Origin of the sequence: Micromonospora sp. NPDC047620 (assembly GCF_043205005.1) — a bacterium.
Classification (GTDB): Bacteria; Actinomycetota; Actinomycetes; order Mycobacteriales; family Micromonosporaceae; genus Micromonospora.
In genome coordinates, this window is record NZ_JBIDDG010000025.1 from 22,813 (window position 1) to 47,531 (window position 24,719).

Sequence of the window (24,719 nt, forward strand, 5' to 3'; positions counted from 1 at the left end):
GTGTATGTTCCGACGACAACTGCTGCGCACGGCGGGCGCCGTGCTGGCGGCGGTCCTGGCCGCAACCGGAATGCAGGTCGCCACCGACGCCAGCGCGTCCGCCGCCGCCCGGACCGTCTACTACGACGCGAGCCGGGCCGGCGAGTTCCGCACCAACTTCGACCAGGCCGCAGCCATCTGGAACAGCCAGGTCAGCAACGTCCAACTGGTGGCCCGCACGCCGGGCAACGTCACCATCTACGTCGACAGCGGCTGGCCGCGGGCGCAGGTCACCGGGCTCGGCTCCGGCCGGATCTGGATGGGCTGGACCGCCGTCAACCAGGGGTACGACCGCACCCGCATCGCCAGCCACGAGCTGGGCCACATCCTCGGCCTGCCGGACCGGCGCACCGGGCTGTGTTCCGACCTGATGTCCGGCAGCAGCGCGCCGGTCTCCTGCCGCAACGCGTACCCGAGCGCCACCGAGGCGTCCCGGGTGAACTCGCTGTTCGCCGGCGGCCTGGCCGCGTCCGCGGTGCCCACCGGCACGTACACGTGGAACGACGGCGACGACATCCAGCCGTACGTCGTCGGCGGCCGGCCGGCCACCGAGAACTACCCGTGGATGGTGTACGTCTCCGGCTGCACCGGCACGCTGATCAAGGCCAACTGGGCGGTCACCGCCCGGCACTGCTCGACGCCGTCCTCGGTGCGGGTGGGCAGCATCTACCGCAACAGCGGCGGCACCGTCGTCTCCGTGATCCGCGCGGTCAACCACCCGAGCGTCGACGTGAAGCTGCTGCAACTGTCCAGCTCGGTCGGCTACGCCCCGGCGCCGATCCCCAGCACCTCGGGCGCGGTCGGCACCGCCACCCGGATCATCGGCTGGGGTCAGACCTGCCCGACCCCCGGCTGCGGCGGCGCCCCGACCGTGGCGTACGAACTGGACACCTCGATCGTGTCGGACAGCCGCTGCATCGGCATCAACGGCCCGTACGAGATCTGCACCAACAACACCAACGGCAACTCGGGCGCCTGCTACGGCGACTCGGGCGGCCCGCAGGTGCGCCGGATCAACGGGGTGTGGAGCCTGATCGGCGCCACCAGCCGGTCCGGCAACAACAACTCCACCTGCGCCACCGGCCCGTCCATCTACGTCGACCTGCCCTCCATCCGGTCCTGGATCAACACCCAGGTCGGCGGTCTGCCGGTCTGACGACCCGACCCGGGGGGACGCCGCGCGCGGCGTCCCCCCGTCCGTCGTCGGCCGGCCGCCGCGCCGGGGTGTCACGCGGCGACCACCCGCAGTGCGGTACCGTGCGTGACACATCGACCCCTTCCGAGGTGATCCATGTCCGCCGTGGCCGCACTCGCCCTGACCCTGGCGCTCGCTCCCGCGCCCACGCCGTCGGCCTCGGGCGGGCCGGTCGGCGACCTCCTCGGCGGTATCGGGCAGATCGTGGACGACCTGCTCACCGGAGGGGGTGGGGCCTCCCCGGGCGCCTCCCCGACACCGGTCCCGTCCGGCTCGACCGCCCCGGCGTCGCCCCGCCCGTCGGCGGCGCCGGTCGCGCCGGGCCCGTCCACGTCGACAACCACGTCCACCCGCGCCGCCGATCCGGCCCGGACGGCCGAGGGGCCGGGCGAGCGCAAGGCGGCGGTGCCCGCCCCGAACGGGCGGACCGGCACCTCGGGCGATGCGTCCACAGTCGCCGCCCCGCCGCTGGACGGCGACGGGGAACCGGCGGAGCGGTGGCTTCTCTACGGCCTGGCGGCGACCGCCGTGGTCGTGCCGGTGCTGCTCGTCCTGCGCCGGCGTCGGCACGCCGTCGCGCAGGTGGGCCCGTCCGGCGCGCCCGCGCCCACGCCCGATCCCGCCGGGGAACCCCTGGTCGACAACGTGACCCGGTTGCCGACGAACCTGAACGCCATCTACGAGCTGGGCCGGCTCGACGAGCGGCTGAGCCAGGAGCGTCAACGCCGGTCCTGACGGAGACGCCGGCCACCGCGTCCACCTCGGCCACCACCCCGGCGTGGGCCCACATCGGGGAACGCCGTGGGGCATCTGCCCCCGTGCGCGCCGTAGGCGTAGCCCCGCTCGTGCGCGCCGCAGTGTCGCCCGTTCCGTGCGGACCGCCGGCAGCGCCGTCCCGTTCCGTGGGCACCCCGGGTAGTCCGGCGATGACGCGCTGACCAGCGCGTAGCTCCTGTTGGAAACGTTTTCGTAACGGACCCTTGACCTTCTCGCCACGCGCGGCGCAAACTCCCGGAAACGTTTACAGGAAACAGGTGGAGGTGCCAGGGCGTGGGTCGTAAACGTTTACCGGAGTCGGCCGACAGCCGGCCCACCGTCCACACCGTCGCGGCCCGCGCCGGTGTCTCCATCGCCTCCGCCTCCCGGGTGCTCAACGGTGTCGGCGGCAGCGAGGAGACCATCCGCAAGGTCCGCGCCGCGGCGGCGGAGGTCGGGTACGTGCCCAACGCCATCGCCCGGTCGTTGCAGTCCCAGCGCACCGGACTGGTCGCGCTCGCGGTCGAGGACATCGGCAACCCGGTCTACGTGTCGATGATGCGGGCCATCGAGGCGGTGGTGGCCGCGTCCGGGCGGCAGCTGCTGGTCCACGCCACCGGTGGGCAGATCGCCAACGAGACCGCACTGTTGCGCCGGCTGGCCAACCGCTACGTCGACGGCATGATCCTGTCGCCGATCCGAGTCACCGACGACCACCTCGCCGCGCTGGTGCAGAGCCCGGTGCCGGTGGTGGTGATCGGCCAGCTCGGCGCCGACGCGCCCGTCGACAACGTGCGTACCGACTCCCGGCGGGGCGTCGCGCTGGCCGTGGACCACCTGGTGGCCAGCGGGCGGCGCCGGATCGGCTTCGTCAACGGCCCGCTGGACACCGTTCCCGGCGCGGCCCGCGACGCCGGCTTCCGCGCCGCCCTCGCCGCGCACGCCGTCCCCCTCGACGAGCGCCTGGTCGAGGTCGGCGACTTCCAGTACGCGGCCGGCCGCGCGGCGACCGAACGGCTGCTCGCCCGAGCCCGTCCGGACGCCCTGGTCTGCGCCAACGACCTGATCGCGGTCGGCGCGCTGCACGCGCTGCTGGCCGCCGGGCACCGGGTGCCCGAGGACGTGGCGGTGATCGGCATGGACGACACCGAGCTGGCCCAGATGATGTTCCCCCAGCTGTCCAGCGTCTCGCTCGGCTCGGCCGAGCGCGGTCGCCGGGCGGCCGAACTGCTGCTCCAGCGGATCGCCGACCCCGCCCTGCCGCCCCGCCGCGAGCAGGTGTCGCCCACCCTCGTCGTCCGCGCCTCCAGCCGGGCCGCCGTGCCCGCCCCCAGCCTGTCCACCGGAGAGATGCCGTCATGACGACTGTGGCCGAGCGGCCGGACGTCGACCGGGCCGGAGCGTCCCGTCGGCACAGCCGGTCCCGCTCCGACCGGACCATGATCTACCTGCTGCTGCTCCCGTCGCTGCTGCCGATCCTGGTGCTGTCGGTCTTCCCCCTGGTACGCGGCATGTATCTCGGGTTCACCGACGCCCGGGCCGGGCGCAACGTGGAGGTCAGCTTCACCGGGTTGGCGAACTACCGCGAGCTGCTCGGCGACGAGCTGTTCTGGAACTCCTTCCAGGTCGGCCTGCTCTGGGCGTTCGGGGTGACCGTCCTGCAGTTCCTGCTGGCCCTCGGGCTCGCGCTGCTGCTGAACCAACGGTTGCGCTTCCGGGGCGTGGCACGGGTGCTGGCCGTGGTGCCGTGGGCGATGCCACCGGTGGTGGTCGGCATCCTGTGGAAGCTGGTCTACCACCCGGACGCGGGCCTGCTGAACGAGTTCTTCCATCGCGTCGGCGCCGACGGCCTGCGGGCCAACTGGCTCGGCGACTTCGGCACCGCGCTGCCCGCGGTGATCGTCGTCGGGGTGTGGGCGGGCATGCCGCAGACCACCGTCGTGCTCCTCGCCGGCCTTCAGGGGGTCGGTCGCGAGCTGCACGAGGCCGCCGCCGTGGACGGCGCCAGCACCTGGCACAGGTTCCGGCACGTCACGCTGCCCGCGCTGGCCCCGGTGATCGTGGCGATCACCTCGCTGGACTTCATCTGGAACTTCAACTCGTTCGGCCTGGTCTACGTGCTGACCGCCGGCGGACCGGGCGGCAAAACCATGCTGCCGATGCTCTTCGCCTACGAGGAGGCGTTCCGCTACGGCAACTACGGCTACGCCGCCGCGCTCGGCAACGTGATGGTCGTGATCATCGTGGCGCTGCTCGCCGTGTATCTCCGTCGCCGGTTGAGGGAGGCGAACTAGTCGTGATCAGTGCGAGGAGTGAGCTTGCGAGCCCCGCAGTCCTGATCGGAGGGCAGTGATGTTCGGAAAGCCGAGCCGCACCGGGCGGGCGTTGCAGTATCTCGCCCTGGCCGGCTACCTGGTCTTCCTCGGGTTCCCGCTGGTCTGGCTAATCTCGACGGCCTTCAAGCCGCCCCGCGAGCTGGTCCAGCTGCACCCGACCCTGATCCCCACCAACCCGACGGTGCAGAACTTCGTCCAGGCGTTCACCGAGCAGGAGTTGGGCCGGGCCGCGCTGAACAGCCTCCAGGTCTCGCTCGCCTCGGCGCTGCTCACCGTGCTGGTCGCGCTGCCCGCGTCGTACGCCCTGGCCCGGTTCCGCTCGAAGCTCGGCACCGCGGCCCTGGGCTGGGTGCTGCTGTCCCAGCTCTTCCCGTTCGTGCTGCTGATCATCCCGATCTTCCTGGTGCTGCGGCAGGTCGGGTTGGCCAACACGCACGCCGGGCTGGTGCTCATCTACGTGGTCTGGGCGCTGCCGTTCGCGCTGTGGATGCTCCAGGGATTCGTCCGCAACATCCCCCGGGAACTGGAGGAGGCCGCCTCCGTCGACGGCGCCAGCCGCGTGCAGATCCTGCGCCGGGTGGTCTTCCCGCTGCTCGCCCCCGGCCTGGTCGCCACCGCGCTGTTCTCGTTCATCTCGGCCTGGAACGAGTTCTTCTTCGCCCTCGTGCTGATCAAGACCCCGGAGCTGGCGACCCTGCCGGTCGCGCTCGCCCGGTTCGTGGGCATCGAGGGCACCGCCCGCCTGGGCCCCCTCGCGGCCGGTTCGCTGCTGGCCACCCTGCCCAGCCTGATCTTCTTCGCGTTCATGCAACGCCGGCTCTCGTCCGGGTCGCTCGCCGGCGCGGTCAAGGGCTGACACCGTCCCCCACCCACCACCCAGGAGGTAACCCCCATGCTCCGTACCAGATTCCGTCGGCTCGCCGCGGCCGCCGCGGTCGCGGTCGTCGGCCTCGGCGCGCTCAGCGCGTGCGGCGACGGCGGCGACGACGAGTCCACGTCCGGCCCGGTCAAGCTGCGCTTCCTCAGCCTCGCGTGGCAGAAGGAGTCGCTCCAGGCCAACAAGGACCTGGTCGCCAAGTGGAACGCCGAGCACCCCGACATCCAGGTCGAGTACGTCCAGGGCGACTGGAACTCCGTCCACGACCAGCTGCTCACCTCCTTCGAGGGCGGCGACGCGGCCGACATCGTGCACTACGAGGCGTCCGCGATCGGCGAGTTCAGCAAGCAGGGCTACCTGGCCGACCTGTCCAAGCTCGTCTCCGACGACCTCAAGGGCCAGATCGACCAGGGCATCTGGGACACCGTCACCTACGACGGCAAGATCACCGGCGTGCCGTTCCTGCTGGAGTCGCAGGTCGTCATCGCCAACAAGAAGCTGCTCGACGCCGCCGGCATCGCGGTGCCGCCGGCCGACGGCGGCTGGACCTGGGACGAGTTCCAGGCCAACGCGCAGAAGCTCACCAAGCCGGGTCAGTACGGCGCGGCCTGGGCCCTGAAGTCGCCCACCAACCGGGTGCTGAACCTGGCGCTCAACTTCGACGGGAAGTTCTTCCACACCGACGGCGGCCGCACCGAGGTCAAGGTGGGCGACGCCGAGAAGGAGGTCCCGAAGCGCATCCACGACATGATCTACACCGCGAAGTCGGCCTCGCCGGAGGCGCTCGGGATGAGCGGCGCGGACACCCTGCCCGGCTTCTTCGGCGGCAAGTACGCGATGCTGCCGGGCTCGGTGTCGCTGCGTCAGCAGATGGTCGAGCAGGCGCCGGCCGGCTTCGAGTGGGTCACCCTGCCGCCGCTGAAGGGGTTGTCCGCGACCCACGCGGCGAACCCGCAGACGCTGTCCGTCAGCGAGGACTCGGCGCACAAGAAGCAGGCCGCGCAGTTCCTGGAGTTCTTCCTCAACCCGACCAACATGGCCACCCTCGCCAAGGGCGACTGGCTGATCCCGACCGGCAAGCAGGCCAACGAGGAACTGGTCAAGCTGACCGGTGGCAAGCAGGGCTGGGACGTTGCCGCCGACAGCGCCGCCGACCTGACCGTCGCGCCGTTCCAGAAGGCCGACGGCTACCCGGAGTGGAAGACCAAGTACGCCACCCCGGCCCTCCAGCAGTACTTCGCCAACAAGATCACCCTGGACCAGCTCGGCACGCAGCTGGTCGACGGTGGCAAGCAGGTTCTGAGGTAACCATGTCTCTCCTTCTCGACAAGTCGGTCGGATGTCTCGTCGGCGCCGCCGTGGGTGACGCCCTCGGCGGGGCGACCGAGACGGCACTTCCGGAGCAGATCCGCGCCCGCTTCGGCGGCTGGGTGGAGGGCATCGTGCCCCCGTACCACGCCGACTGGGCGACCGCGCGGCCACTCGCGCCGTACCACAAGGGCGACGGGCACATCACCGACGACACGTTGATGACCCACGCGCTGGTGCGGGCGTACGCGGCCAAGCGCGACCACCTCGACGCCTACGACGTGGTGGAACTGCTCGTCCCCGACCTGATCGAGCGGGTGGTGTACATCCCGGACCTGGAGCGCGAGGGGGTGACCTTCCACCGGCTCGCCGCCGCCGAGCGGTGGTTGGTGACCCGCCTGCACCACGCGCACGCCGACCCCCGCGAGGGCGGGGTGGGCAACATCGTCAACTGTGGCGCCGCCATGTACATGGCCCCGGTCGGCCTCGTCAACGCGGGCGACCCGGCCGGGGCATACGCCGAGGCGGTGGAGATCGCCGGAGCGCACCAGCACAGCTACGGGCGGGAGGCCGCGGCGGTCTTCGCCGCCGCGGTCGCCGCCGCCGCGACCCCCGGCGCGGGCGTCGAGGACGTGGTCGCCGCCGCGCTCGACCTGGCCCGCGACGGCACCCGGGCGGCCATCGACGCGGTAGTCAAGGAGGCCCGGGGCCACCACGACTGGCGGGCCGCCATCGGCCCGCTGCGCGGTGCGGTCGCCCCCTTCGACACGGTGGGGGAGGAGTACCGCAGCCCGGGGCTGGGCGCCCGGCGGCCGAGCCGGCTGCACGCCATCGAGGAACTGCCGGTGGCGATCGGCATGCTGGTGGTGGCCGGCGGCGACTTCCGCGACGCGGTGCTCGGCGCGGTCAACTACGGCCGGGACGCCGACTCGACCGCCACCATGGCGGCGGCGATCGCCGGGGCGCTCGGCGGCGCGGCGGCGGTGCCGGTGGAGTGGTCGGAGGCGGTCGCCACCGCCTCCCGCACCGACCTGGTCGCGCCCGCCCGGGTGCTCGCCGCGGTGGCCACGGAGGTCTTCGACCGCGACCGGGAGCGCTTTGCCCGCCGTGCCGAGCGCTTCGCCGGCCTCGCCGAGGATCCGGCGCGGGGCACCGACCCCGCCGGGCCGGAGCAGGCGCCGGGGGAGCCGGGCCGGTGAGGATCACCTGGGTGCAGCCCGAGGACCTGCTGCCGCACGAGATCGCGGCCAGCCGGGACGAGGGGCGCGACGTCGGCGCGATCGCCGAGCAGTGGCGCGCGGCCGGCGGGGACCTCACCCCGCCGGCCAGCGGGGCGTCGCCCACGCCCGCGGCACCCCGGCTGCGGGCCCTCGCCACGCGGCTGCTCGACGAGGCCGACGCGCTGCCGGGAGCCGGCAGCCCCGACGAGCCCGAGGAGTTGGCCGCCGTCCGCGCCACCTGGCCGGCGGAGTGGTCGCTGCCCGCCGGCCCGGCCGCGTACGACCGGGTGCACGGCGCGTGGCTCGGCCGGGCGGCCGGCTGCCTGCTCGGCAAGCCGGTCGAGAAGATCCCCCGCCACGGGATCCGGGAGATCCTCGCCGCCACCGGCCGCTGGCCGCTGCGCGACTGGTTCACCGCCCATGGGCTGCCCGCCGACGTGGCGGCCCGCTGGCCGTGGAACCGGCGCAGCGCCCCGACCAGCCTGGCCGAGAACATCGACGGGATGCCCGAGGACGACGACCTGAACTTCGCGCTGCTGGCGCTGCGCGTGCTGGAGACGTACGGGCGGGACTTCACCAGCGCCGACGTGGCGCAGGCGTGGCTGGACTGGCTGCCCGGCGGGCGGGTCTTCACCGCCGAACGGGTCGCCTACCGCAACCTGCTGCTGGGGCTGGCCCCGCCGGGGACCGCGCGGCGGCACAACCCGTTCCGGGAGTGGATCGGCGCCCAGATCCGCACCGACGTGTACGGCTGGGTCAACCCCGGCCGCCCCGACCTGGCCGCCGAGCTGGCCTGGCGCGACGCCACGGTCAGCCACGTCCGCGCCGGCGTGTACGGGGCGATGTGGGTCGCGTCCCTGGCCGCCGCCGCCACGGTGGCGGGCGACGTCGACGAGGTGCTCGACGCCGGCGAGGCGGTGCTGCCGCCGCGCAGCCGGTTCGCCGCCACGGTCCGGGAGGCGCGCGCCCTCGGCTCGCGCACGGACGACTGGGAGGCGGTGGTGGACGAGCTGTACGCCCGGCACGGCCACCTGCACTGGGTGCACGTGCGCAACAACGCCGCGCTGGTCGCCGCCGCCCTCGCGTACGGGCGGGGCGAGCTGGAGCGGTCGATCTGCGCGGTCGTCAGCGGCGGCTGGGACACCGACTCCACCGGAGCCACCGTCGGCGCGGTGACCGGGGCGCTGACCGGCGCGTCCGGGCTGCCCGAGCGTTGGGGCGGCCCGCTGCGCGGCCGGCTCGCCAGCAGCATCGCCGGCTTCGACGGCATCGGCTTCGACGAGCTGGCCGCCCGCACCGTCGCCCTCGCCGAGCCGGGTGCCGCCGGGGCGCCCGTCGGCGTCGCCACGACGCAGGGCGGGCCGGCGTGAGCGCGCGGGTGGTCGTGGTGGGCAGCGCCAACCTGGACCTGGTGGTCACCGCGCCGCGACTGCCCCGCCCCGGCGAGACGGTGCTCGGGGAGGACTTCCGGACCGTGCCCGGCGGCAAGGGAGCCAACCAGGCCGTCGCCGCCGCCCGGGCGGGCGCGCACTGCGCGTTCGTGGGCGCGGTCGGCGCCGACGAGTTCGGGCAGCAGCTGCGGGACAACCTGGTCGCCGCCGGGGTGGACGTGCGTGGCCTGCGTACCGTCCCCGGCCCCTCGGGGGTCGCCCTGATCGGGGTCGACCGGGCGGCGGAGAACTTCATCGTGGTCGCCCCCGGCGCGAACGCCGTGCTGACCGACCTGGACGCCGCCGACGGGGCGGCGATCGGCGCGGCCGACGTGCTGCTGCTCCAGCTGGAGGTGCCGCTGCCGACCGTGGTGGAGGCCGCCGGCCGGGCCCGCGCCGCGGGCACCACGGTGGTGCTCAACGCCGCGCCGGCGGCGCCGTTGCCGGCGGACCTGCTCGGGCTGGTCGACGTGCTGGTCGTCAACGAGCACGAGGCGGGTGTCGTCGCCGCGACGGCCGCCGACGAGCTGGGCGTCCTGCTCGACGCCCTGCTGGAGCTGGTGCCCCGGGTGGTGCTGACGCTCGGCGCTCGGGGCGCCGCATACGCCGACCGGCGCGGTTCGCGACTGGAGATCCCGGCTCCGCGCATCGCGGCGGTGGACACCACCGCCGCCGGGGACGCGTTCACCGGCGCCCTCGCCGTCGGCTGGGCCGAACGCGGCGCCGCGCGCGACGCCGACGCCGTCGCCGCCGTCCTGCGCTGGGCCTGTGCGGCCGGCGCGGCGTGCGCGCAGCGCCCCGGCGCGTCCACCGCGCTGCCCGACCGGGCCGCCATCGAGGACCTGTACGCCGCGACCTACCGAGGTGCCCCGTGAGCTTCAACCCCTACGTGCCGCGCCCCATCGACCGGCCGACGGAGGTCCCGCTGGGCGGGCACGCCGACCTGACCACGTTGGACGAGGCGAAGGTCTTCGCCGCCCCGGGCGACCCGGCCGACTGGCCGGCCTGGCGGGAGCAGCTGACCCGCTGGCGTGCCGACGCCCGTGCCCGCCTCGGCTACACCGGCGCGCACTACGACGAGATCCCCGGCGACTGCTTCAGCGTCTGCCTCGCCTGGCTGTGGGACGAGACGCTCTACGACCACGAGCGGGGCGTCTTCACCGTCGACGCGTTCCTCGACGCCGCCGAGCGGGACTTCGGGGGCTTCGACGGGATCGTCCTGTGGCACGCGTACCCGGTGATCGGGCTGGACGAACGCAACCAGTTCGACTTCTACCGCGACGTTCCCGAGCTGCCCGAGGTGGTGCGCGCCTTCCAGCGGCGCGGGGTGCGGGTGTTCGTCGACTACAACCCGTGGGACACCGGCACCCGGCGCGAGGCCGGCACCGACGCGCAGGAGGTCGCCGCGCTGGCCGGCACGCTCGGCGTCGACGGGGTCTTCCTCGACACCCTCAAGGAGGGCGCCGACGAGCTGCGCCGGGAGCTGGACGCCGTCCGCCCCGGCATCGTCCTCGAAGGCGAGAGCCGGGTGCCGCTGGCCCGCATCGCCGACCACGCGATGTCGTGGGCGCAGTGGTTCGCCGACTCCGAGGTCCCCGGCGTGCTGCGCGCCAAGTGGTTCGAGCGCCGGCACGTGCTGCACCACACCCGCCGCTGGCACCGCAGCCATCTCGACGAGCTGCACTCCGCCTGGCTCAACGGCTGCGGCGTGCTGGTCTGGGAGAGCGTGTTCGGCGTCTGGGTGGGCTGGAACGACCGGGACCGGGCCGTGCTGCGGGCGATGCGCCGGGTGCAGGCCAGCCACGCCGCGTGGCTGCACGCCGAGGACTGGGTCCCGCTCGCCGACCACCCCGGCTCCGGTCAGGTGTACGCGTCCCGCTGGACGCACGACGGCGAGCCACTGTGGACGGTGGTGAACCGGGGCGACGACCACGACGGGCCGTGGCTGCGTACCGCGCCGCGTGCCGGCCGGCGCTTCGTGGACCTGGTCACCGGCGCCGAGCTGGCCGTCACCGCCGAGCCGGACGGCACGGTCGCCGTCGGCGGTCCGCTGCCGGCCGGGGCGGTCGCCGCGGTCGTCGCCACCGCCGACGCGTCGGTGCCGGCGCACCCGGCGGTCGGCGACCCGTCCTTCCCGGCCCGGACGGCGCAGCGGCTGCGCGTGCCGTGGGCGCCCCGGCGCGACGTGCCCGACGGCATGGTGGCGGTCGACGCCGGCCGGCGGGAGCTGCTCGTGCGCCACCGGGTGCGGGAGACCGGACTCTACGGCGAGACCCCGTACGTCAACGAGTGGAAGCCGCTGCCGCCCCGGCTGCACCACACCGGCACGCTGCGCCGCGCCGTCCGGCTCGGCCGGTTCGCCATCGACACCCACGAGGTCACCCACGGCCGGTACGCCGAGTTCCTGCGCGCCACCGGCCACCGTCCGGCGCGCCCCGAGCGGTTCACCGCCGGCCAGGGGCCGGCCGACGCCCCGGTCACCGGCGTCGACCTCGCCGACGCCCGGGCGTACGCGGCCTGGGCCGGGCTGCGGCTGCCCACCGAGGACGAGTGGCAGGTGGCAGCCGAGGCGGGGCTGCTGCACCGCCGGGAACCGCTGGTGTGGAACCTGACCGAGAGCGAGCACTCCGACGGGCGGACCCGCTTCGTGATCCTCAAGGGCGGCGCCGCGTACCGGGCCGAGGGCTCCGACTGGTATCTCGACGGCGGCCCGCAACCGCCGGACGTGTCGGTGAAGCTGCTGCTGCTCGGCGCCGGCCTGACCCGCTCCGACCAGGTCGGCTTCCGCTGCGCCGCCGACCTTCCCCCGAGGAGTGACCGATGAGAAGACGTTGGCGGATCGGCGGCGGCGTGGCCGCCGTGCTCCTCGCGTTCGGCCTGGCCGGCGCGGTGCCCGGCACGGCCGGCGCGGAGCGGCTCCGCGCGGGCACGCTGACCACCACCGCGGCGCCGTCCGCGGCGCTGGGCGCTCCGATCGACTACACGGTCTACCTGCCGCACGGCTACGCCGAGGCGACGGCCAGCCGCTACCCGGTGCTGTACCTGCTGCACGGGCGGGGCGACACCATGCAGGCGTGGACCCGGGTCAAGGCCGACCTGGACCGGCTGATCGCCGACGGCGACGTGCCGCCGGTGATCGCGGTGCTGCCCGACGCGCCGTGGAGCAGCCGCGGCAACTGGTACGTCGACTCCGGGTACACCGGCGCGGACGATCCCGGCCGCCCGGTGGAGACCGCCCTCACCCGAGACCTGGTGCGGCACGTCGACGCCACCTACCGCACCGCGGCCCACCGGGGGGCGCGCCTGGTCGGCGGCTACTCGATGGGCGGCGCCGGCGCGCTGCGCTACGCCCTGGCCCACCAGGACCTGTTCGGCCACGCGCTGGTGCTCAGCCCGGCGGTGTACCGGCCGCTGCCGCCGGCCGACTCGTCGGCGCGCGAGTTCGGCGGCTTCGGCTCCGGCGAGCAGCGCTTCTCCGACGAGGTCTACCGGCGACTGAACTACCCGGCACTACTGCCGGGCCTGGACGCGGAGTCCCCGGTGCGGATGTACGTCGCGGTCGGCGACGACGAGTGGGCGAACCCCGACCCGGCCGACGCCACCCACGACCTCGACTACGAGGCCGCCACCCTCTACAACACCGTGCGCCGCTCCGACGCGATCGCCGCGGAGTTCCGGGTGCTCGACGGGGGGGCACGACTGGGACGTCTGGCGACCCGCCTTCGCGGACGGACTGAGGCACCTGGCGGCGACGCTGAGCGTCACCCCGCCGGCCGGGCTGCCCGGGCCGCCGCACGGCACCGCGGGCACCGACTGGGCCGGCGGCGTGGCCGCCCACCCCGACGGCAGCACCACCCTCGGGTACGCCGCCTCCGGCCCGGTCGCCGGCCAGCCGTACGCCGGCGGGCTGGACGCCGCGGTCAGCCGCGTCACGGCGGCCGGGGCCCCGGCCTGGACGAGGCAGTTCGGCACGGCCGCCAACGACCGCCTCCACGGCGTGGTGCCGCTCGCCGACGGCGGGGTGGTCGCCGCCGGCTACACCCGCGGCGACCTCGACGGGACGCACCCGGGCAGCCCCGCCGACGACGGCTTCGTCGTCAAGTTGACCGGGACGGGGCAGCGGGCCTGGCTCACCCAGGCCGGCGACCCGGCCAAGGCCGACCGGTTCTACGCCGTCGCGGCCGCCCCCGACGGCGGCGCCTACGTCGCCGGCTACACCAGCGGCTCGTTCGCCGGGCAGAGCGGCGCCGGGGACAAGGACGCGGTGCTGGCCCGCATCGCCCCGGACGGGCGGATCGCCTGGAGCCGGCAGTTCGGCGGTTCCGGCGAGGACAAGGCGTACGCGGTGACGGCCGACGCCGAGGGCGTGTACGTGGCTGGCGGCACCTCCGCCGGCCTGCCCGACACCACCGCGCTGGGCGGCAGCGACGGGTGGCTCGCCCGGTTCGACGCCAGCGGCACCCGGACGTGGGTGACCTCGGTGGGCGGCGTCGGCGACGACCTGCTCGGCGGTGTCGCGATCAGCACCGACGGCCTCGTGGTCGCCACCGGCTCCACCGGCGGCGTGGCCACCGCCGGCGGCAGCGACGTGCTCACCGTGGCGTACACCGGGGCCGGCCGGCAGCGCTGGCGGACGGTGACCGGCGGGCGGGGTGCGGACGCGGGTGCGGACGTGGTGGCGCTGCCCGACGGTGCGGTCGCCGTGGTCGGTTTCACCGGCAGCGCGCTCGGCCTGCCGGTCGGCGGCGCCGACGTGCTGACCCTGCGGCTGGACGCGCGGGGCCGCCAGGCCGGGGTGGCCCAGTACGGCACCGCCCGCGACGACGCCGCAGACGCCTTCGGCGAGGAGAACGTCTACGCGACCCTCGGCGCCGACGGGCGGCTGCTGGTCACCGGGCTCACCGCCGGGACCACGTCGGGCGGGGAAGCGCTCGGCAACGGCGACGTCTTCCTCGCCGCCGTCGACCCGACGAAGGGAACGCCATGAACAGCCCAGCCCCCGCCGGTGCCGACCGGACCCGCCCGCTCGACGGGGTGAAGGTGGTCGACCTGGCCACCCTCTTCGCCGGGCCGCTCGCGGCGGCGTTCCTCGGCGACTTCGGCGCCGACGTGGTCAAGGTGGAGCATCCGGCCAAGCCGGACCCGTCGCGGGGGCACGGCCCGGCGAAGGACGGCGTCGGGCTGTGGTGGAAGGTGCTCGGGCGCAACAAGCGCACGGTGACCCTGAACCTGTCCGACCCGCGGGGCGCCGAACTGCTGCGCCGCCTGCTCGCCGACGCGGACGTGCTGGTGGAGAACTTCCGCCCCGGCACCCTGGAACGGTGGGGGCTCGGCCCGGCCGAGTTGCACGAGGTCAACCCCCGGCTGGTGATCGCCCGGATCAGCGGTTTCGGTCAGGTCGGCCCGTACGCGCGGCGGCCGGGCTTCGGCACCCTCGCCGAGGCGATGAGCGGCTTCGCCGCCGCCACCGGCGAGCCGGACGGCCCGCCGACGCTGCCCCCGTTCGGGCTGGCCGACTCGGTCACCGCGCTCGCCGCCGCGTACGCGGTCATGCTGGCCCTGCGGGCCCGCGACCTCACCGGCGCCGGCCAGGTGGTGGACCTTGCCATCATCGAGCCGATCATGGCGATGCTGGGCCCCCAGATCACCTGGTACGACCAGCTCGGCTACGTCCAGCCCCGGCTGGGCAACCGGTCCAACAACAACGCGCCGCGCAACACGTACCGCTGCGCCGACGGGCGCTGGGTGGCGGTGTCGACCAGCGCGCAGAGTATCGCCGAGCGGGTGCTGCGGCTGGTCGGCCGGCCGGAACTGGTGGACGAGCCGTGGTTCGCCACCGGCAGCGGCCGGGCCGCGCACGCCGACGAACTGGACGCTGCCGTGGGCGCCTGGGTCGCGCGGCGCGACCGGGACGAGGTGGTGGCCGCGTTCGAGGCCGCCGAGGCGGCCGTTGCCCCGGTCTACGACGTGCGCGACATCCTCGCCGACCCGCAGTACGCCGCGCTCGGCACCGTCCGCACCGTCGGTGACGAGGAGTTGGGCGAGGTACGGATGCAGAACGTGCCGTTCCGGCTCTCGGAGACGCCGGGGGACATCCGGCACGCCGGCCGCCGGCACGGCCAGGACACCGACGCGGTGTTGCGGTCGATGGGCCTGACCGACAGCGAGTTGGCGGCACTGCGCGAGAAGGGGGTGATCTGAATGCTGCTGACCTGGCTCTACGTGCCGGGTGACCGGCCGGACCGGTTCGCCAAGGCGGTTGCCTCCGGCGCCGACGCGGTGATCCTCGACCTCGAGGACGCGGTGCTCGCCGACCGCAAGGCGTACGCGCGGCAGGCCGTCGCCGAGTTCCTCGGGCAGTCGCTCCCCGTGCCGGTCCAGGTCCGGGTCAACGAGCTGACCGGCCCGGACGTCGACGCCGACCTGGCCGCGGTGGTCGGCCGCCCCGGGCTGGCGGGCCTGCGGCTGCCGAAGGTGGAGTCGGCGACCGCCGTCGCCGCCCTTGCCGCCCGGGTGGACACCCCGCTGCACCCGTTGGTCGAGTCCGCCCTCGGCTTGGAGGCCGCGTACGCCATCGCCACCGCCGACCCCGCGGTGGCCTCGATCGGCCTCGGCGAGGCCGATTTGCGCTCCGACCTCGGCGTCGACGAAGAGGCCGGTCTGGCGTGGGCGCGCGGCCGGATCGTGGTGGCGGCCCGCGCCGCCACCCTGCCCCCGCCCGCCATGTCGGTGTACCCGAACGTGGCCGACGTCGACGGCCTGGCCGCCTCCTGCGCGGTGGGCCGGCGGCTCGGCTTCCTCGGCCGGGCGGCCATCCACCCGCGCCAGCTACCGGTGATCGCCGAGGCGTTCCGGCCGGCGGAGCGGGAGGTCGCGCGGGCCGAGGAACTGCTCGCCGCGGTGGCCGAGGCGCAGACCCGGGACTCCGGGACCGTCGTGCTGCCGGACGGCCGGTTCGCCGACCGGGCGATGGTGGCCGCCGCCCGTCGCACGGTCGACCTGGCCGCCCGCTACGCGGCCTGACCCGGCGTACGACGAAAGGGCCGGCCCCCGGGTGGGGGCCGGCCCTTGTCCGTGGTGCTGTTGGCAAGACGGCCCTGCTCGACGTGGCGGCCGGTGGGGTCAGTCCCGGGTGGCCGCGTGGCGGCGCAGCAGCGCGATCGCCTCGTCGACGAGGCCACGCTCGGTGAGCAGCGTGAGCAGCAGCGGCAGGGGGCGCCAGTCGTCGGCCTCGACCGCCTGCCGCAGCAGTGCGATCGCCTCGTCGTGCCGGCCCCGGGCGGCCAGCAGGGCGGCCAGCTCGTCGCGGGCCCTCGGGTCGCCCTGGTCGGCGGCGATCCGCCAGTACCGTTCGGCCTCGTCGGCGCGCCCCTCCTCGGCGAGCAGCGCGGCGAGCCGGGCGGCGGCGTGCCAGTCGCCGTGCTCGGCGCGGGCCCGCAGCTCCTCCGTCCGCCCCCGGTCGGCCAGCAGGTCGACCAGGACGCTGCCCGCTCCGCTCGCGCCGGCCCGGTCGAGGTCGCGCAGGTAGCCGGTCGGGTCGGGCACCGCCGCCAGGCCCGAGGACTCCTCGCCGAAGAATCGGCTGCCGCCGAACTCCCGCCGGAGCTGATCGTCGAGGTCGTCGGCGAGCTCGACCATGGCCCGTACGGCCAGCAGCAGGTGAGTGGGCACGAAGTCCTGCCCGAAGACGGGCACGGACGCCCATACCGTGTCCCCGGTGCAGTAGACACGGCCGACGACGAGACCGTTGGTCAGGTCGGAGAGTCGCCGGTACAGCGACTCGGTCGGCTGGACCCCGGTGAGCAGCGGCGAGAACACGTCGACCAGCGGCGGGTCGTCCTGCGCCCGCACGAAGATCATGGCGGAGCCGACGCGGATGCCGACGTCGCCGTCGGCGTCGACCCGCAACTGGTCGGCGGTGACGCCCAGGATGCCGGCCAGCACCTCCTTGACCCGCTGGGTCAGCTTCCCCCCGTGGTCGGGTTCCCCGACGGGCTCTGGGGCGTGACCGGCCGCGCGGGAGGCCACGGGCCGCGCGGCGAGCGCGGCGGCCAGCCTGGTGCGGGTCGGCACGGGAACGGCCGTGGCCGTGGCGGCCGGCCGGGCCGACAGCGCGGAGACGAACCTGCCCAGCAGGCTCTCACGCGGCGTCATCGTGCTCGCCGTTCGGTCCGCCACCCGTGTCGTCGGACGGCTGCTCCGTCACCCGGACCTGGTCGAACATCTTGGCGATCACGAGCGGCGCCGCCACCCCGAAGGTGAAGCTGGCGAAGGCGGTGGTGGCCAGGCCACCCGCCCCGGCCGCGGCGGCGAGCCCGGTGCCGGCCACGGTCCGGAGCAGCACCGCGAACACGACGATCGGGGCGTCCCGCCGGTCCCGCCACGGCCACTGCCACCGCCCCCCGGACTCGGTGGTCGGGCGCATCATCCCGGACAGGTTGAGCGCCTCGGCCACCGCGCTGCCGACCAGCCCCCACATCGCGGCCATCCATAGAGACACATCCCTACCGTACTGACCGCCGCACGCGGCGGTCGCACCAGCCCTCGGCTTTCCCGGCGGCCACGGTGACGCCACCGTCGACGGTAGAGCCTCCGGGCAAAGCGCGCCCGCCGTACGCAGCCCCAACCTCCGCGCGACCCCCGGGGACGATCGTCCCCGGTCGGCGGCTCGGCCGTTGACGCGTACCCTGATGACGCCCGGTCAGGAAACTTCGACCGGGCGTCGTCGTCTCGCCGTGGGCGACGGCTCGTATCCTTTCGGCGAACCTCTGGTGGGCTTTCGAGAATGAAAGGACACGGCGTGAGTAACCAGGCCGAGACGTTGGAGTTCCAGGCCGAGGCGCGTCAGCTGCTTCAGCTGATGGTCCACTCGATCTACTCGAACAAGGACGTCTTCCTGCGCGAACTGATCTCGAACGCCTCGGACGCGCTGGACAAGCTGCGCCTGGCGTCGATGGTCGACAAGGACCTGGAGGTCGACACCTCCGACCTGCACATCGAGATCGAGGTCGACAAGGCGGCGCGCACGCTGACCGTCCGGGACAACGGCATCGGCATGTCCCGCGACGAGGTGGTCCAGGTGATCGGCACGATCGCCAAGTCGGGCACGGCGGAACTGCTGCGCAAGCTGCGCGAGTCCGCCGACGCCGGGGCGCGGCAGGAGCTGATCGGCCAGTTCGGGGTCGGCTTCTACGCGGCGTTCATGGTCGCCGACCGGGTGGAGCTGGTGACCCGGCGGGCGGGGGAGACCGGCGGCACCCGCTGGGAGTCGGCCGGCGAGGGCACCTACTCCGTCGAGGTCGTCGACGAGGTGCCGCAGGGCACCGCGGTGACCCTGCACCTCAAGGCGGCGGACGCCGAGGACAACCTGCACGACTACACCGCCGAGTGGACGATCCGGGAGATCGTCAAGCGGTACTCCGACTTCATCGCCTGGCCGATCCGGATGACCGTCGAGCGCCCGGGCGAGGGCGACGCGACCACGACCGAGACCCAGACGCTCAACTCGATGAAGGCGCTCTGGGCCCGGCCCCGCGACGAGGTCGACGAGGCCGAGTACAAGGAGTTCTACAAGCACGTCAGCCACGACTGGGCCGACCCGCTGGACATCGTGCACATGAGGGGCGAGGGCACCTTCGAGTACGAGGCGCTGCTGTTCATCCCCTCCCACGCCCCGTTGGACCTCTTCGCCCCGCAGGGCCGCCGCGGCGTGCAGCTCTACGTCAAGCGCGTCTTCATCATGGACGACTGCGAAGCGCTCATGCCGAACTACCTGCGCTTCGTCAAGGGCGTGGTGGACGCGCACGACCTGTCGCTGAACATCTCCCGGGAGATCCTCCAGCAGGACCGGCAGATCCAGGTGGTCCGCCGCCGGCTGGTCAAGAAGATCCTGTCCACCGTCAAGGACATGAAGGCCAACCACGCCGAGCGCTACCGGACCTTTTGGACCGAGTTCGGCGCGGCGGTCAAGGAGGGCCTGATCGACGACACGGAGAACCGGGACACCCTCCTGGAGATCCTCTCGGTCGCCTCGACCCACGACCCGGCCGAGCCGACCGACCTCGCCGGCTACGTCAGCCGGATGAAGGACGGGCAGGCCGACATCTACTACGCCACCGGCGAGTCCCGCTCGATGATCGAGAACTCGCCGCACATGGAGGCGTTCCGCGCCAAGGGCTACGAGGTGCTGCTGCTCACCGACCCGGTCGACGAGGTGTGGGTCGAGCGCGTCGGCCAGTACGACGGCCGGACTCTGCGCTCGATCGCCAAGGGCCAGGTCGACCTGGACACCGAGGAGGAGAAGAAGGAGGCCGAGGCCGAGCGCGAGCAGCAGCGCAAGGACTTCGCCGACCTGCTCACCTGGATGGGCGACACCCTCGCCGACTCCGTCAAGGAGGTCCGCCTCTCCTCCCGGCTGACCACCTCGCCCGCCTGCGTCGTCGGTGACGCCCACGACATCACCCCGACGCTGGAGAAGATGTACCGGGCGATGGGGCACGAGGTGCCGGCGGTCAAGCGGATCCTGGAGCTCAACCCTGGGCACCCGCTCGTCACCGGCCTGCGCAAGGCCCACGAGGAGGGCGGCACCGAGGAGTCGCTGAAGGAGACCACCGAGCTGCTGTACGGCATGGCGCTGCTCGCCGAGGGTGGGGAACTGGCCGACCCGTCCCGGTTCACCCGCATCCTCGCCGACCGCCTCGCCCGTACCCTCTAGCGCCGCTCCGGCCGGTCGGCGGGGCGCACACCCCGCCGACCGGCCGTACTCGCGGCCGTGATCGAACAGACCTCGCCCGATCGCCCCGGCCCGGCGTCCGCGCTGCGGTTCGTCACCGAACTGATCGCCTGGGTGGCGACGCCGTGGGCGCTCGCCCCGCACTCGGTGGCCCTGGCGGTCGCCTCGGTGGTCGTTCTCGTGGGGCTGCCGACGGTCTTCGCCACCCCGGGGGACAAGCCCCGGGCGCTGGTTGCGGTGCTCGGTCCCGTCACCATCGCGCTGGTCGTGCTGTAACTGGTCGCCGCCGGCGTGTCGGCCTGGTTCGCGTGGCCGCGAGGCGTGGCCGTCGCCACGGCGGTGCTGGTGCTGCTGACCGTGGTCGCGGAGTTGCCCCGCTGGCGGTGGCTGACGCACGCACGGCGACGGCCGGCCGTCCGGCGTACCCGGATGACGGCCGGGGGCTGACCCGCCTCACCGGCCCGGGCGTGGAAACCGCGGGCTGGGTATCACCGCCGGCCATGAGCACGAGTACTGCGGCGGGCGCCGCGCCGGCGGCCGTCGGCATGGTGCAGCGCTGCGCCGACGCCCTCGCCGGCTCGGGCGCGGCCGTGGCGATCCTGCCCGCGGGCCCCGCCAACCTCGGCATCCCCGAGGACCTTTCCGAGGCCGTCCGGATCGGAGTGGCGGCCCGCGCCGCGCCCTGGACCTCGGCAGGCTCAACGGCAAACACTTCGCCGTGATGGCCGGCGCCGGCTTCGATGGCGACCTCATCCGCGTCGCCGACCGCACGCTCAAGGGCAGGTTCGGCCGCCTCGCGTACATGTGGACGGGGCTGCGGCACGTCCGGGGCGAACTGGTCCGCACCCGGAGCATCGTCATCCTGACCGGCGCCCGCCAGGATTCGGTCGACGGGCTGCTCCGGCTCAGGGCGTCAGGTGGGCCGGTCGGCTCGCGACGGCGGCCTGGGCCGGGCGTCGGGCGCCGCCTGAGGCGGTGTCGTGGCGGTCCTCAGGGGAGCGCTGGCGGGGTGTAACGCCCACACGACCTGCGACGCTACCGACTTTCGTCATTCTGAATGAAAGTAGCGTCTGCGGCGACGAAAGGTCTGGACACGCTGACGGCAAGTCAGTAGTGTCGGGACACATCAATATGTTTCATCGAGATGAACCGGCGGCGCGGTGACTCTCGACCGTGGTCCCAGGCGGCGCAACACGCCCGGCGGCCACGGGTAAGGCCAGGGATGGCACCCCGGGTCGGCGCTCCAAGACAGCGCCCCGGTGCGGAAACGCGCCGTGGCTTGACCGATGCCCATCCCTTCTCACTCACATCCCGTCACCCCGACGCGGCACCTGTCTGACCCGCGCGCGAACCGGCTCGCCGCTGGCATCAGGCGGACCCCGTTCACCCAGGACGACCGTGACAGCTGGTCACGGCCGAGGACCTCGTGCGGCCAGGGAGGGGCGCACAGGCTGCCGACACGAAGAAGCCGTCGATCTGATGAAGGGTTCGTACGGGCATGTGACGACGCTCGACCTGGATCCGCGGACAGGTGTGCCCCTGCCGCCCCTGGGCAGTTCCCGAAGCCTCGGGACGCGGCAGCGCTGACTACTCATGACATCGGCCGGCCGATGCACGCTGCGCCGGTGTCCCCTCGGACCGTGAAAGAGGAATCCATGAACGGGTACTCACCGCCCGGTCGGCTCTCCGTGGGCCGGCTCCGGCATTCGATTGCGGCAGCCGCCACGGCGGTCCTGCTGCTGGTGACCGCCGGACTGGTGGCGGCTCCGGCGAACGCGCGCCCGGTCGACGCGGACCGCGCACGGACAGCCGACTCGAGCGGGCCGCCCCGGCAGCTACAGGCCCAGGTGCTGACCTGGACCGCCGGCGACAACTTCCTCTCGTACCTCTCCGCGCCCACCACCGCCGTCGCCGGGCCGGCGACGCTCGTGTTCGAGAACAGCGCCGCGACCGGCAACACCACCGGCATGCAGCACACCCTGACCTTCGACACCACCAACCCGGCGTACAACAGCGACGTCGACGTGAACATCCTGGCCGACCCGACGGACGCCAACGGCGGCCGGTGGACCGTCGACGTGGTGCTCTCGCCCGGCACGTACCGCTACTTCTGCGCCATCCCGGGCCACGGCGGGATGGCCGGCCTCCTGGTCGTCACCGGTGGCGGCTCGGACACCACGCCCCCGACCGTGTCAGCCGCGGTGTCGGGCGAGCGGAACGACACCGGTGCCTATCTGGGGTCGGCGACGGTGACGCTCTCCGCGACCGACGAGGGCTCCGGCGTCGACCGGGTCGAGTACTCCCTGGACGGCGGCCCCTACGGCACCTACTCGGCGCCGGTGACGGTCAACCAGCCGGGGCAGCACACGGTGACCTACCGGGCCACCGACAAGGCGGGAAACACCTCGACCCCGCAGTCGGTGTCGTTCACCGTGGTGGAGCCGCCCAAGCCGGACACCACCCCGCCGACCGCGACGGCCGCGGTCACCGGGCAGCGCGACGACAACGGCGCCTACGTCGGCAGCGCCACCGTGACGTTGTCCGCCACGGACACCGAGTCGGGTGTCGACCGGGTCGAGTACTCCCTGGACGGCGGCGCGTACGGCACCTACTCGGCGCCGGTGACGGTCAACCAGCCGGGGCAGCACACGGTGACCTACCGGGCCGCCGACAAGGCGGGAAACACCTCCGCAGCCCAGTCGGTCTCCTTCACGGTGGTGGAACCGCCGGAGCCGGACACCACCCCGCCGACCGCGACGGCCGCGGTCACCGGGGAGCGCGACGACAACGGCGCGTACGTGGGCTCGGCGACGGTGACGCTGTCGGCCACCGACACGGAGTCGGGCGTCGACCGGATCGAGTACTCCCTCGACGGGCAGCCGTACGCCACCTACACCACGCCGGTCGCGGTGACCCAGCCCGGCCAGCACACGCTGAGCTACCGGGCGACGGACAAGGCGGGCAACACCTCGACCGCGCAGTCGGTGTCGTTCACCGTGGTGCGACCGCCGGAGCCGGACACCACCCCGCCGACCGCGACGGCCGCGGTCACCGGGCAGCGCGACGACAACGGCGCCTACGTCGGCAGCGCCACCGTGACGTTGTCCGCCACGGACACCGAGTCGGGTGTCGACCGGGTCGAGTACTCCCTGGACGGGGCCGCCTACGCCGGCTACTCGGCGCCGGTGACGGTCAACCAGCCGGGGCAGCACACGCTGAGCTACCGGGCGACGGACAAGGCGGGGAACACCTCGGCCGCGCAGTCGGTGTCGTTCACCGTGGTGCAGCCGCCCGTCCCGGACACCACGCCACCGACGGCGACCGCCACGGTGAGCGGCCAGCGGGACAGCACCGGGGCATACGTCGGCGCCGCCACGGTCACCATCTCGGCCACCGACGCCGGCACCGGCGTGGACCGGATCGAGTACTCGCTCGACGGGCAGCCGTACGCCCGCTACTCGGCGCCGGTCACCGTCAACCAGGTCGGCCAGCACACGGTCGGCTACCGGGCCACCGACAAGGCGGGCAACACCTCGGCCCCGCAGTCGGTGTCGTTCACCGTGGTCGACCCGCCGGTGCCGGACACCACCCCGCCGACCGTCACGGCGGCGCTCTCCGGCCAGCTCGACGACCACGGCGCCTACCTCGGCAGCGCCACCGTCATGCTCACCGCCGCCGACGCCGGCTCGGGCGTCGACCGGATCGAGTACTCCCTCGACGGGCAGCCGTACGCCCGCTACTCGGCGCCGGTCACCGTCAACCAGCCCGGCGGGCACACGGTCAGCTACCGGGCCACCGACAAGGCCGGCAACACCTCGGGCACCGCGTCGGTCACCTTCACCGTGGTCGCCAGCGGCCCCAGCGCCTGCCCGGTGCCGGACACCCGGCCGACGGTGTGGCTCGGCACGGTGGACAGCGGCGTGCCGAACCGGGTGGTCGCCGACGGCTGCACGATCAACAACGCCATCCACGACGAGAAGGCGTGGCCCAACCACGGCCAGTTCGTCAAGCACGTCACGGACGTCGCGGAACACCTGCACCACCTCGGCCTGATCGACCACAAGGAACACGGCCGCCTGGTGAGCGCCGCCGCCCGCTCCGGCGTCGGCAAGCCGGACGGGAAGAACGGCTACCAGCCGCTGCTGGACGCCTCGGCGGCGTCGTTCGACCGGTGGGAGCATGTCGGCGCGGGCGGCTTCACCCGCAACGCCGACGGCTCGATCACCAGCCGGGCCGTCCCCGGCCTCGGCATGCTCTGGCTACCCACCGCCGAGTACGGCGACTTCTCGCTGAAGCTGCGGTGGCGCGACGACGCCCCCGGCACCGGCCGCGCCAACAGCGGGGTCTTCGTCCGCTTCCCCGACGTGCACGGCCACGCCCAGGAGTCCCGCCCCGAGTGGGTGGCCATCAAGTACGGCCACGAGCTGCAGATCTACGACCGGCCCGACGGCGACCAGTACAAGAGCGGATCGGTGTACGGCTTCGACCGGGTCGACCTGGCCGGCGCGCAGGTGGCCCCGAAGGGCACCTGGAACGACTACGAGATCCGGGTGGTGGGCCAGCACTACTCCGTCTTCCGCAACGGCGAACTGATCAACGAGTACGTGAACACCCCGGACGCGGTGTTCAGCCCGCCCCGGGCCGACGACCCGGGCGGTGCCGGCCGCCAGCACGCCCGCGGATACATCGGACTGCAGAACCACGGCACCGCCGACGTCGTGAGCTTCCGCGACGTGCGGATCGCGCCGCTCTCTGCGTGCTGCCCCGGCGGCGCGCCCTCCTCTGCCAACCCGAGCAGCTGCTGCTGACGATCGAAGGGGAACAAC

Annotated in this window: 20 protein-coding genes and 1 pseudogene; 19 read left to right on the plus strand and 2 right to left on the minus strand. The window is 73.8% G+C overall.

The features are described 5' to 3' along the window. Positions 1–70: 70 nt before the first annotated feature. The 14 genes and pseudogenes from ACGF5C_RS25945 (at position 71) to ACGF5C_RS26010 (ending at position 16,184) form a co-directional block, all read left to right on the plus strand. On the plus strand, positions 71–1,195 hold the full coding sequence (locus tag ACGF5C_RS25945; protein ID WP_393305739.1) for a snapalysin family zinc-dependent metalloprotease: 1,125 nt from the start codon (positions 71–73) through the stop codon (positions 1,193–1,195). Between the two features lie 135 nt (positions 1,196–1,330). After that, on the plus strand, positions 1,331–1,969 hold the full coding sequence (locus ACGF5C_RS25950) for a hypothetical protein (protein WP_393305630.1): 639 nt from the start codon (positions 1,331–1,333) through the stop codon (positions 1,967–1,969). 315 nt (positions 1,970–2,284) lie between these two features. Continuing rightward, positions 2,285–3,352, plus strand: a complete 1,068-nt coding sequence (locus tag ACGF5C_RS25955; RefSeq protein ID WP_393305632.1) for a LacI family DNA-binding transcriptional regulator — start codon at positions 2,285–2,287, stop codon at positions 3,350–3,352. Beyond that, entirely contained in the window at positions 3,349–4,284 is a 936-nt protein-coding gene (locus tag ACGF5C_RS25960; protein ID WP_393305634.1) for a carbohydrate ABC transporter permease, read from the plus strand. Before ACGF5C_RS25955 ends, ACGF5C_RS25960 begins: the two co-directional genes overlap by 4 nt. A gap of 58 nt (positions 4,285–4,342) precedes the next feature. Further along, a complete protein-coding gene (locus tag ACGF5C_RS25965) occupies positions 4,343–5,182 on the plus strand; it encodes a carbohydrate ABC transporter permease (protein WP_393305636.1) in 840 nt (279 codons plus the stop codon). A 36-nt stretch (positions 5,183–5,218) separates the two neighbouring features. Continuing rightward, positions 5,219–6,511 carry an ABC transporter substrate-binding protein gene (locus tag ACGF5C_RS25970; RefSeq protein WP_393305638.1) on the plus strand — a complete coding sequence of 431 codons (1,293 nt, stop codon included), beginning with the start codon at positions 5,219–5,221 and terminating at the stop codon, positions 6,509–6,511. 2 nt (positions 6,512–6,513) lie between these two features. Then, entirely contained in the window at positions 6,514–7,710 is a 1,197-nt protein-coding gene (locus ACGF5C_RS25975; RefSeq protein ID WP_393305640.1) for an ADP-ribosylglycohydrolase family protein, read from the plus strand. Continuing rightward, a complete protein-coding gene (locus ACGF5C_RS25980) occupies positions 7,707–9,101 on the plus strand; it encodes an ADP-ribosylglycohydrolase family protein (protein WP_393305642.1) in 1,395 nt (464 codons plus the stop codon). Before ACGF5C_RS25975 ends, ACGF5C_RS25980 begins: the two co-directional genes overlap by 4 nt. Then, on the plus strand, positions 9,098–10,036 hold the full coding sequence (locus tag ACGF5C_RS25985; protein ID WP_393305644.1) for a PfkB family carbohydrate kinase: 939 nt from the start codon (positions 9,098–9,100) through the stop codon (positions 10,034–10,036). The genes ACGF5C_RS25980 and ACGF5C_RS25985 overlap by 4 nt, the downstream gene beginning before the upstream one ends. Further along, positions 10,033–11,985 (plus strand): SUMF1/EgtB/PvdO family nonheme iron enzyme, encoded by a 1,953-nt coding sequence (locus ACGF5C_RS25990; protein WP_393305646.1) that lies wholly within the window; start codon positions 10,033–10,035, stop codon positions 11,983–11,985. Before ACGF5C_RS25985 ends, ACGF5C_RS25990 begins: the two co-directional genes overlap by 4 nt. Beyond that, positions 11,982–12,512, plus strand: a pseudogene (locus tag ACGF5C_RS25995) (alpha/beta hydrolase); the annotation flags it as partial. The gene ACGF5C_RS25990 and the pseudogene ACGF5C_RS25995, both read left to right, overlap by 4 nt. Positions 12,513–12,987: 475 nt before the next feature. Beyond that, positions 12,988–14,148 carry a hypothetical protein gene (locus tag ACGF5C_RS26000; protein ID WP_393305746.1) on the plus strand — a complete coding sequence of 387 codons (1,161 nt, stop codon included), beginning with the start codon at positions 12,988–12,990 and terminating at the stop codon, positions 14,146–14,148. Then, positions 14,145–15,362 (plus strand): CaiB/BaiF CoA transferase family protein, encoded by a 1,218-nt coding sequence (locus ACGF5C_RS26005; protein ID WP_393305742.1) that lies wholly within the window; start codon positions 14,145–14,147, stop codon positions 15,360–15,362. The genes ACGF5C_RS26000 and ACGF5C_RS26005 overlap by 4 nt, the downstream gene beginning before the upstream one ends. After that, the gene (locus tag ACGF5C_RS26010; protein WP_393305648.1) at positions 15,363–16,184 is read left to right on the plus strand and encodes an HpcH/HpaI aldolase/citrate lyase family protein; all 822 of its coding nucleotides are present in this window, start codon (positions 15,363–15,365) and stop codon (positions 16,182–16,184) included. 99 nt (positions 16,185–16,283) lie between these two features. On the opposite strand, the gene ACGF5C_RS26015 is transcribed toward ACGF5C_RS26010, so the two are convergent. Next, a complete protein-coding gene (locus tag ACGF5C_RS26015) occupies positions 16,284–17,315 on the minus strand; it encodes a hypothetical protein (RefSeq protein ID WP_393305650.1) in 1,032 nt (343 codons plus the stop codon). After that, positions 17,302–17,661 (minus strand): hypothetical protein, encoded by a 360-nt coding sequence (locus ACGF5C_RS26020; protein ID WP_393305652.1) that lies wholly within the window; start codon positions 17,659–17,661, stop codon positions 17,302–17,304. Before ACGF5C_RS26020 ends, ACGF5C_RS26015 begins: the two co-directional genes overlap by 14 nt. A 285-nt stretch (positions 17,662–17,946) precedes the next feature. Between ACGF5C_RS26020 and htpG the strand changes: the two genes are divergently transcribed. The 5 genes from htpG to ACGF5C_RS26045 all read left to right on the plus strand — a co-directional run bounded on the left by htpG (position 17,947) and on the right by ACGF5C_RS26045 (position 24,701). Continuing rightward, positions 17,947–19,875 carry a molecular chaperone HtpG gene (gene htpG / locus ACGF5C_RS26025; RefSeq protein ID WP_393305654.1) on the plus strand — a complete coding sequence of 643 codons (1,929 nt, stop codon included), beginning with the start codon at positions 17,947–17,949 and terminating at the stop codon, positions 19,873–19,875. Between the two features lie 57 nt (positions 19,876–19,932). Beyond that, on the plus strand, positions 19,933–20,169 hold the full coding sequence (locus ACGF5C_RS26030) for a hypothetical protein (protein WP_393305656.1): 237 nt from the start codon (positions 19,933–19,935) through the stop codon (positions 20,167–20,169). A 45-nt stretch (positions 20,170–20,214) separates the two neighbouring features. Next, positions 20,215–20,340 (plus strand): hypothetical protein, encoded by a 126-nt coding sequence (locus ACGF5C_RS26035; protein ID WP_393305658.1) that lies wholly within the window; start codon positions 20,215–20,217, stop codon positions 20,338–20,340. 53 nt (positions 20,341–20,393) lie between these two features. Beyond that, positions 20,394–20,615: a hypothetical protein gene (locus ACGF5C_RS26040; protein ID WP_393305660.1), complete on the plus strand. Its 222-nt coding sequence runs from the start codon at positions 20,394–20,396 to the stop codon at positions 20,613–20,615. A 933-nt stretch (positions 20,616–21,548) separates the two neighbouring features. Then, complete coding sequence (locus tag ACGF5C_RS26045) at positions 21,549–24,701, plus strand: OmpL47-type beta-barrel domain-containing protein (RefSeq protein ID WP_393305662.1); 3,153 nt, start codon at positions 21,549–21,551, stop codon at positions 24,699–24,701. The last annotated feature ends 18 nt before the right edge of the window (positions 24,702–24,719 follow it).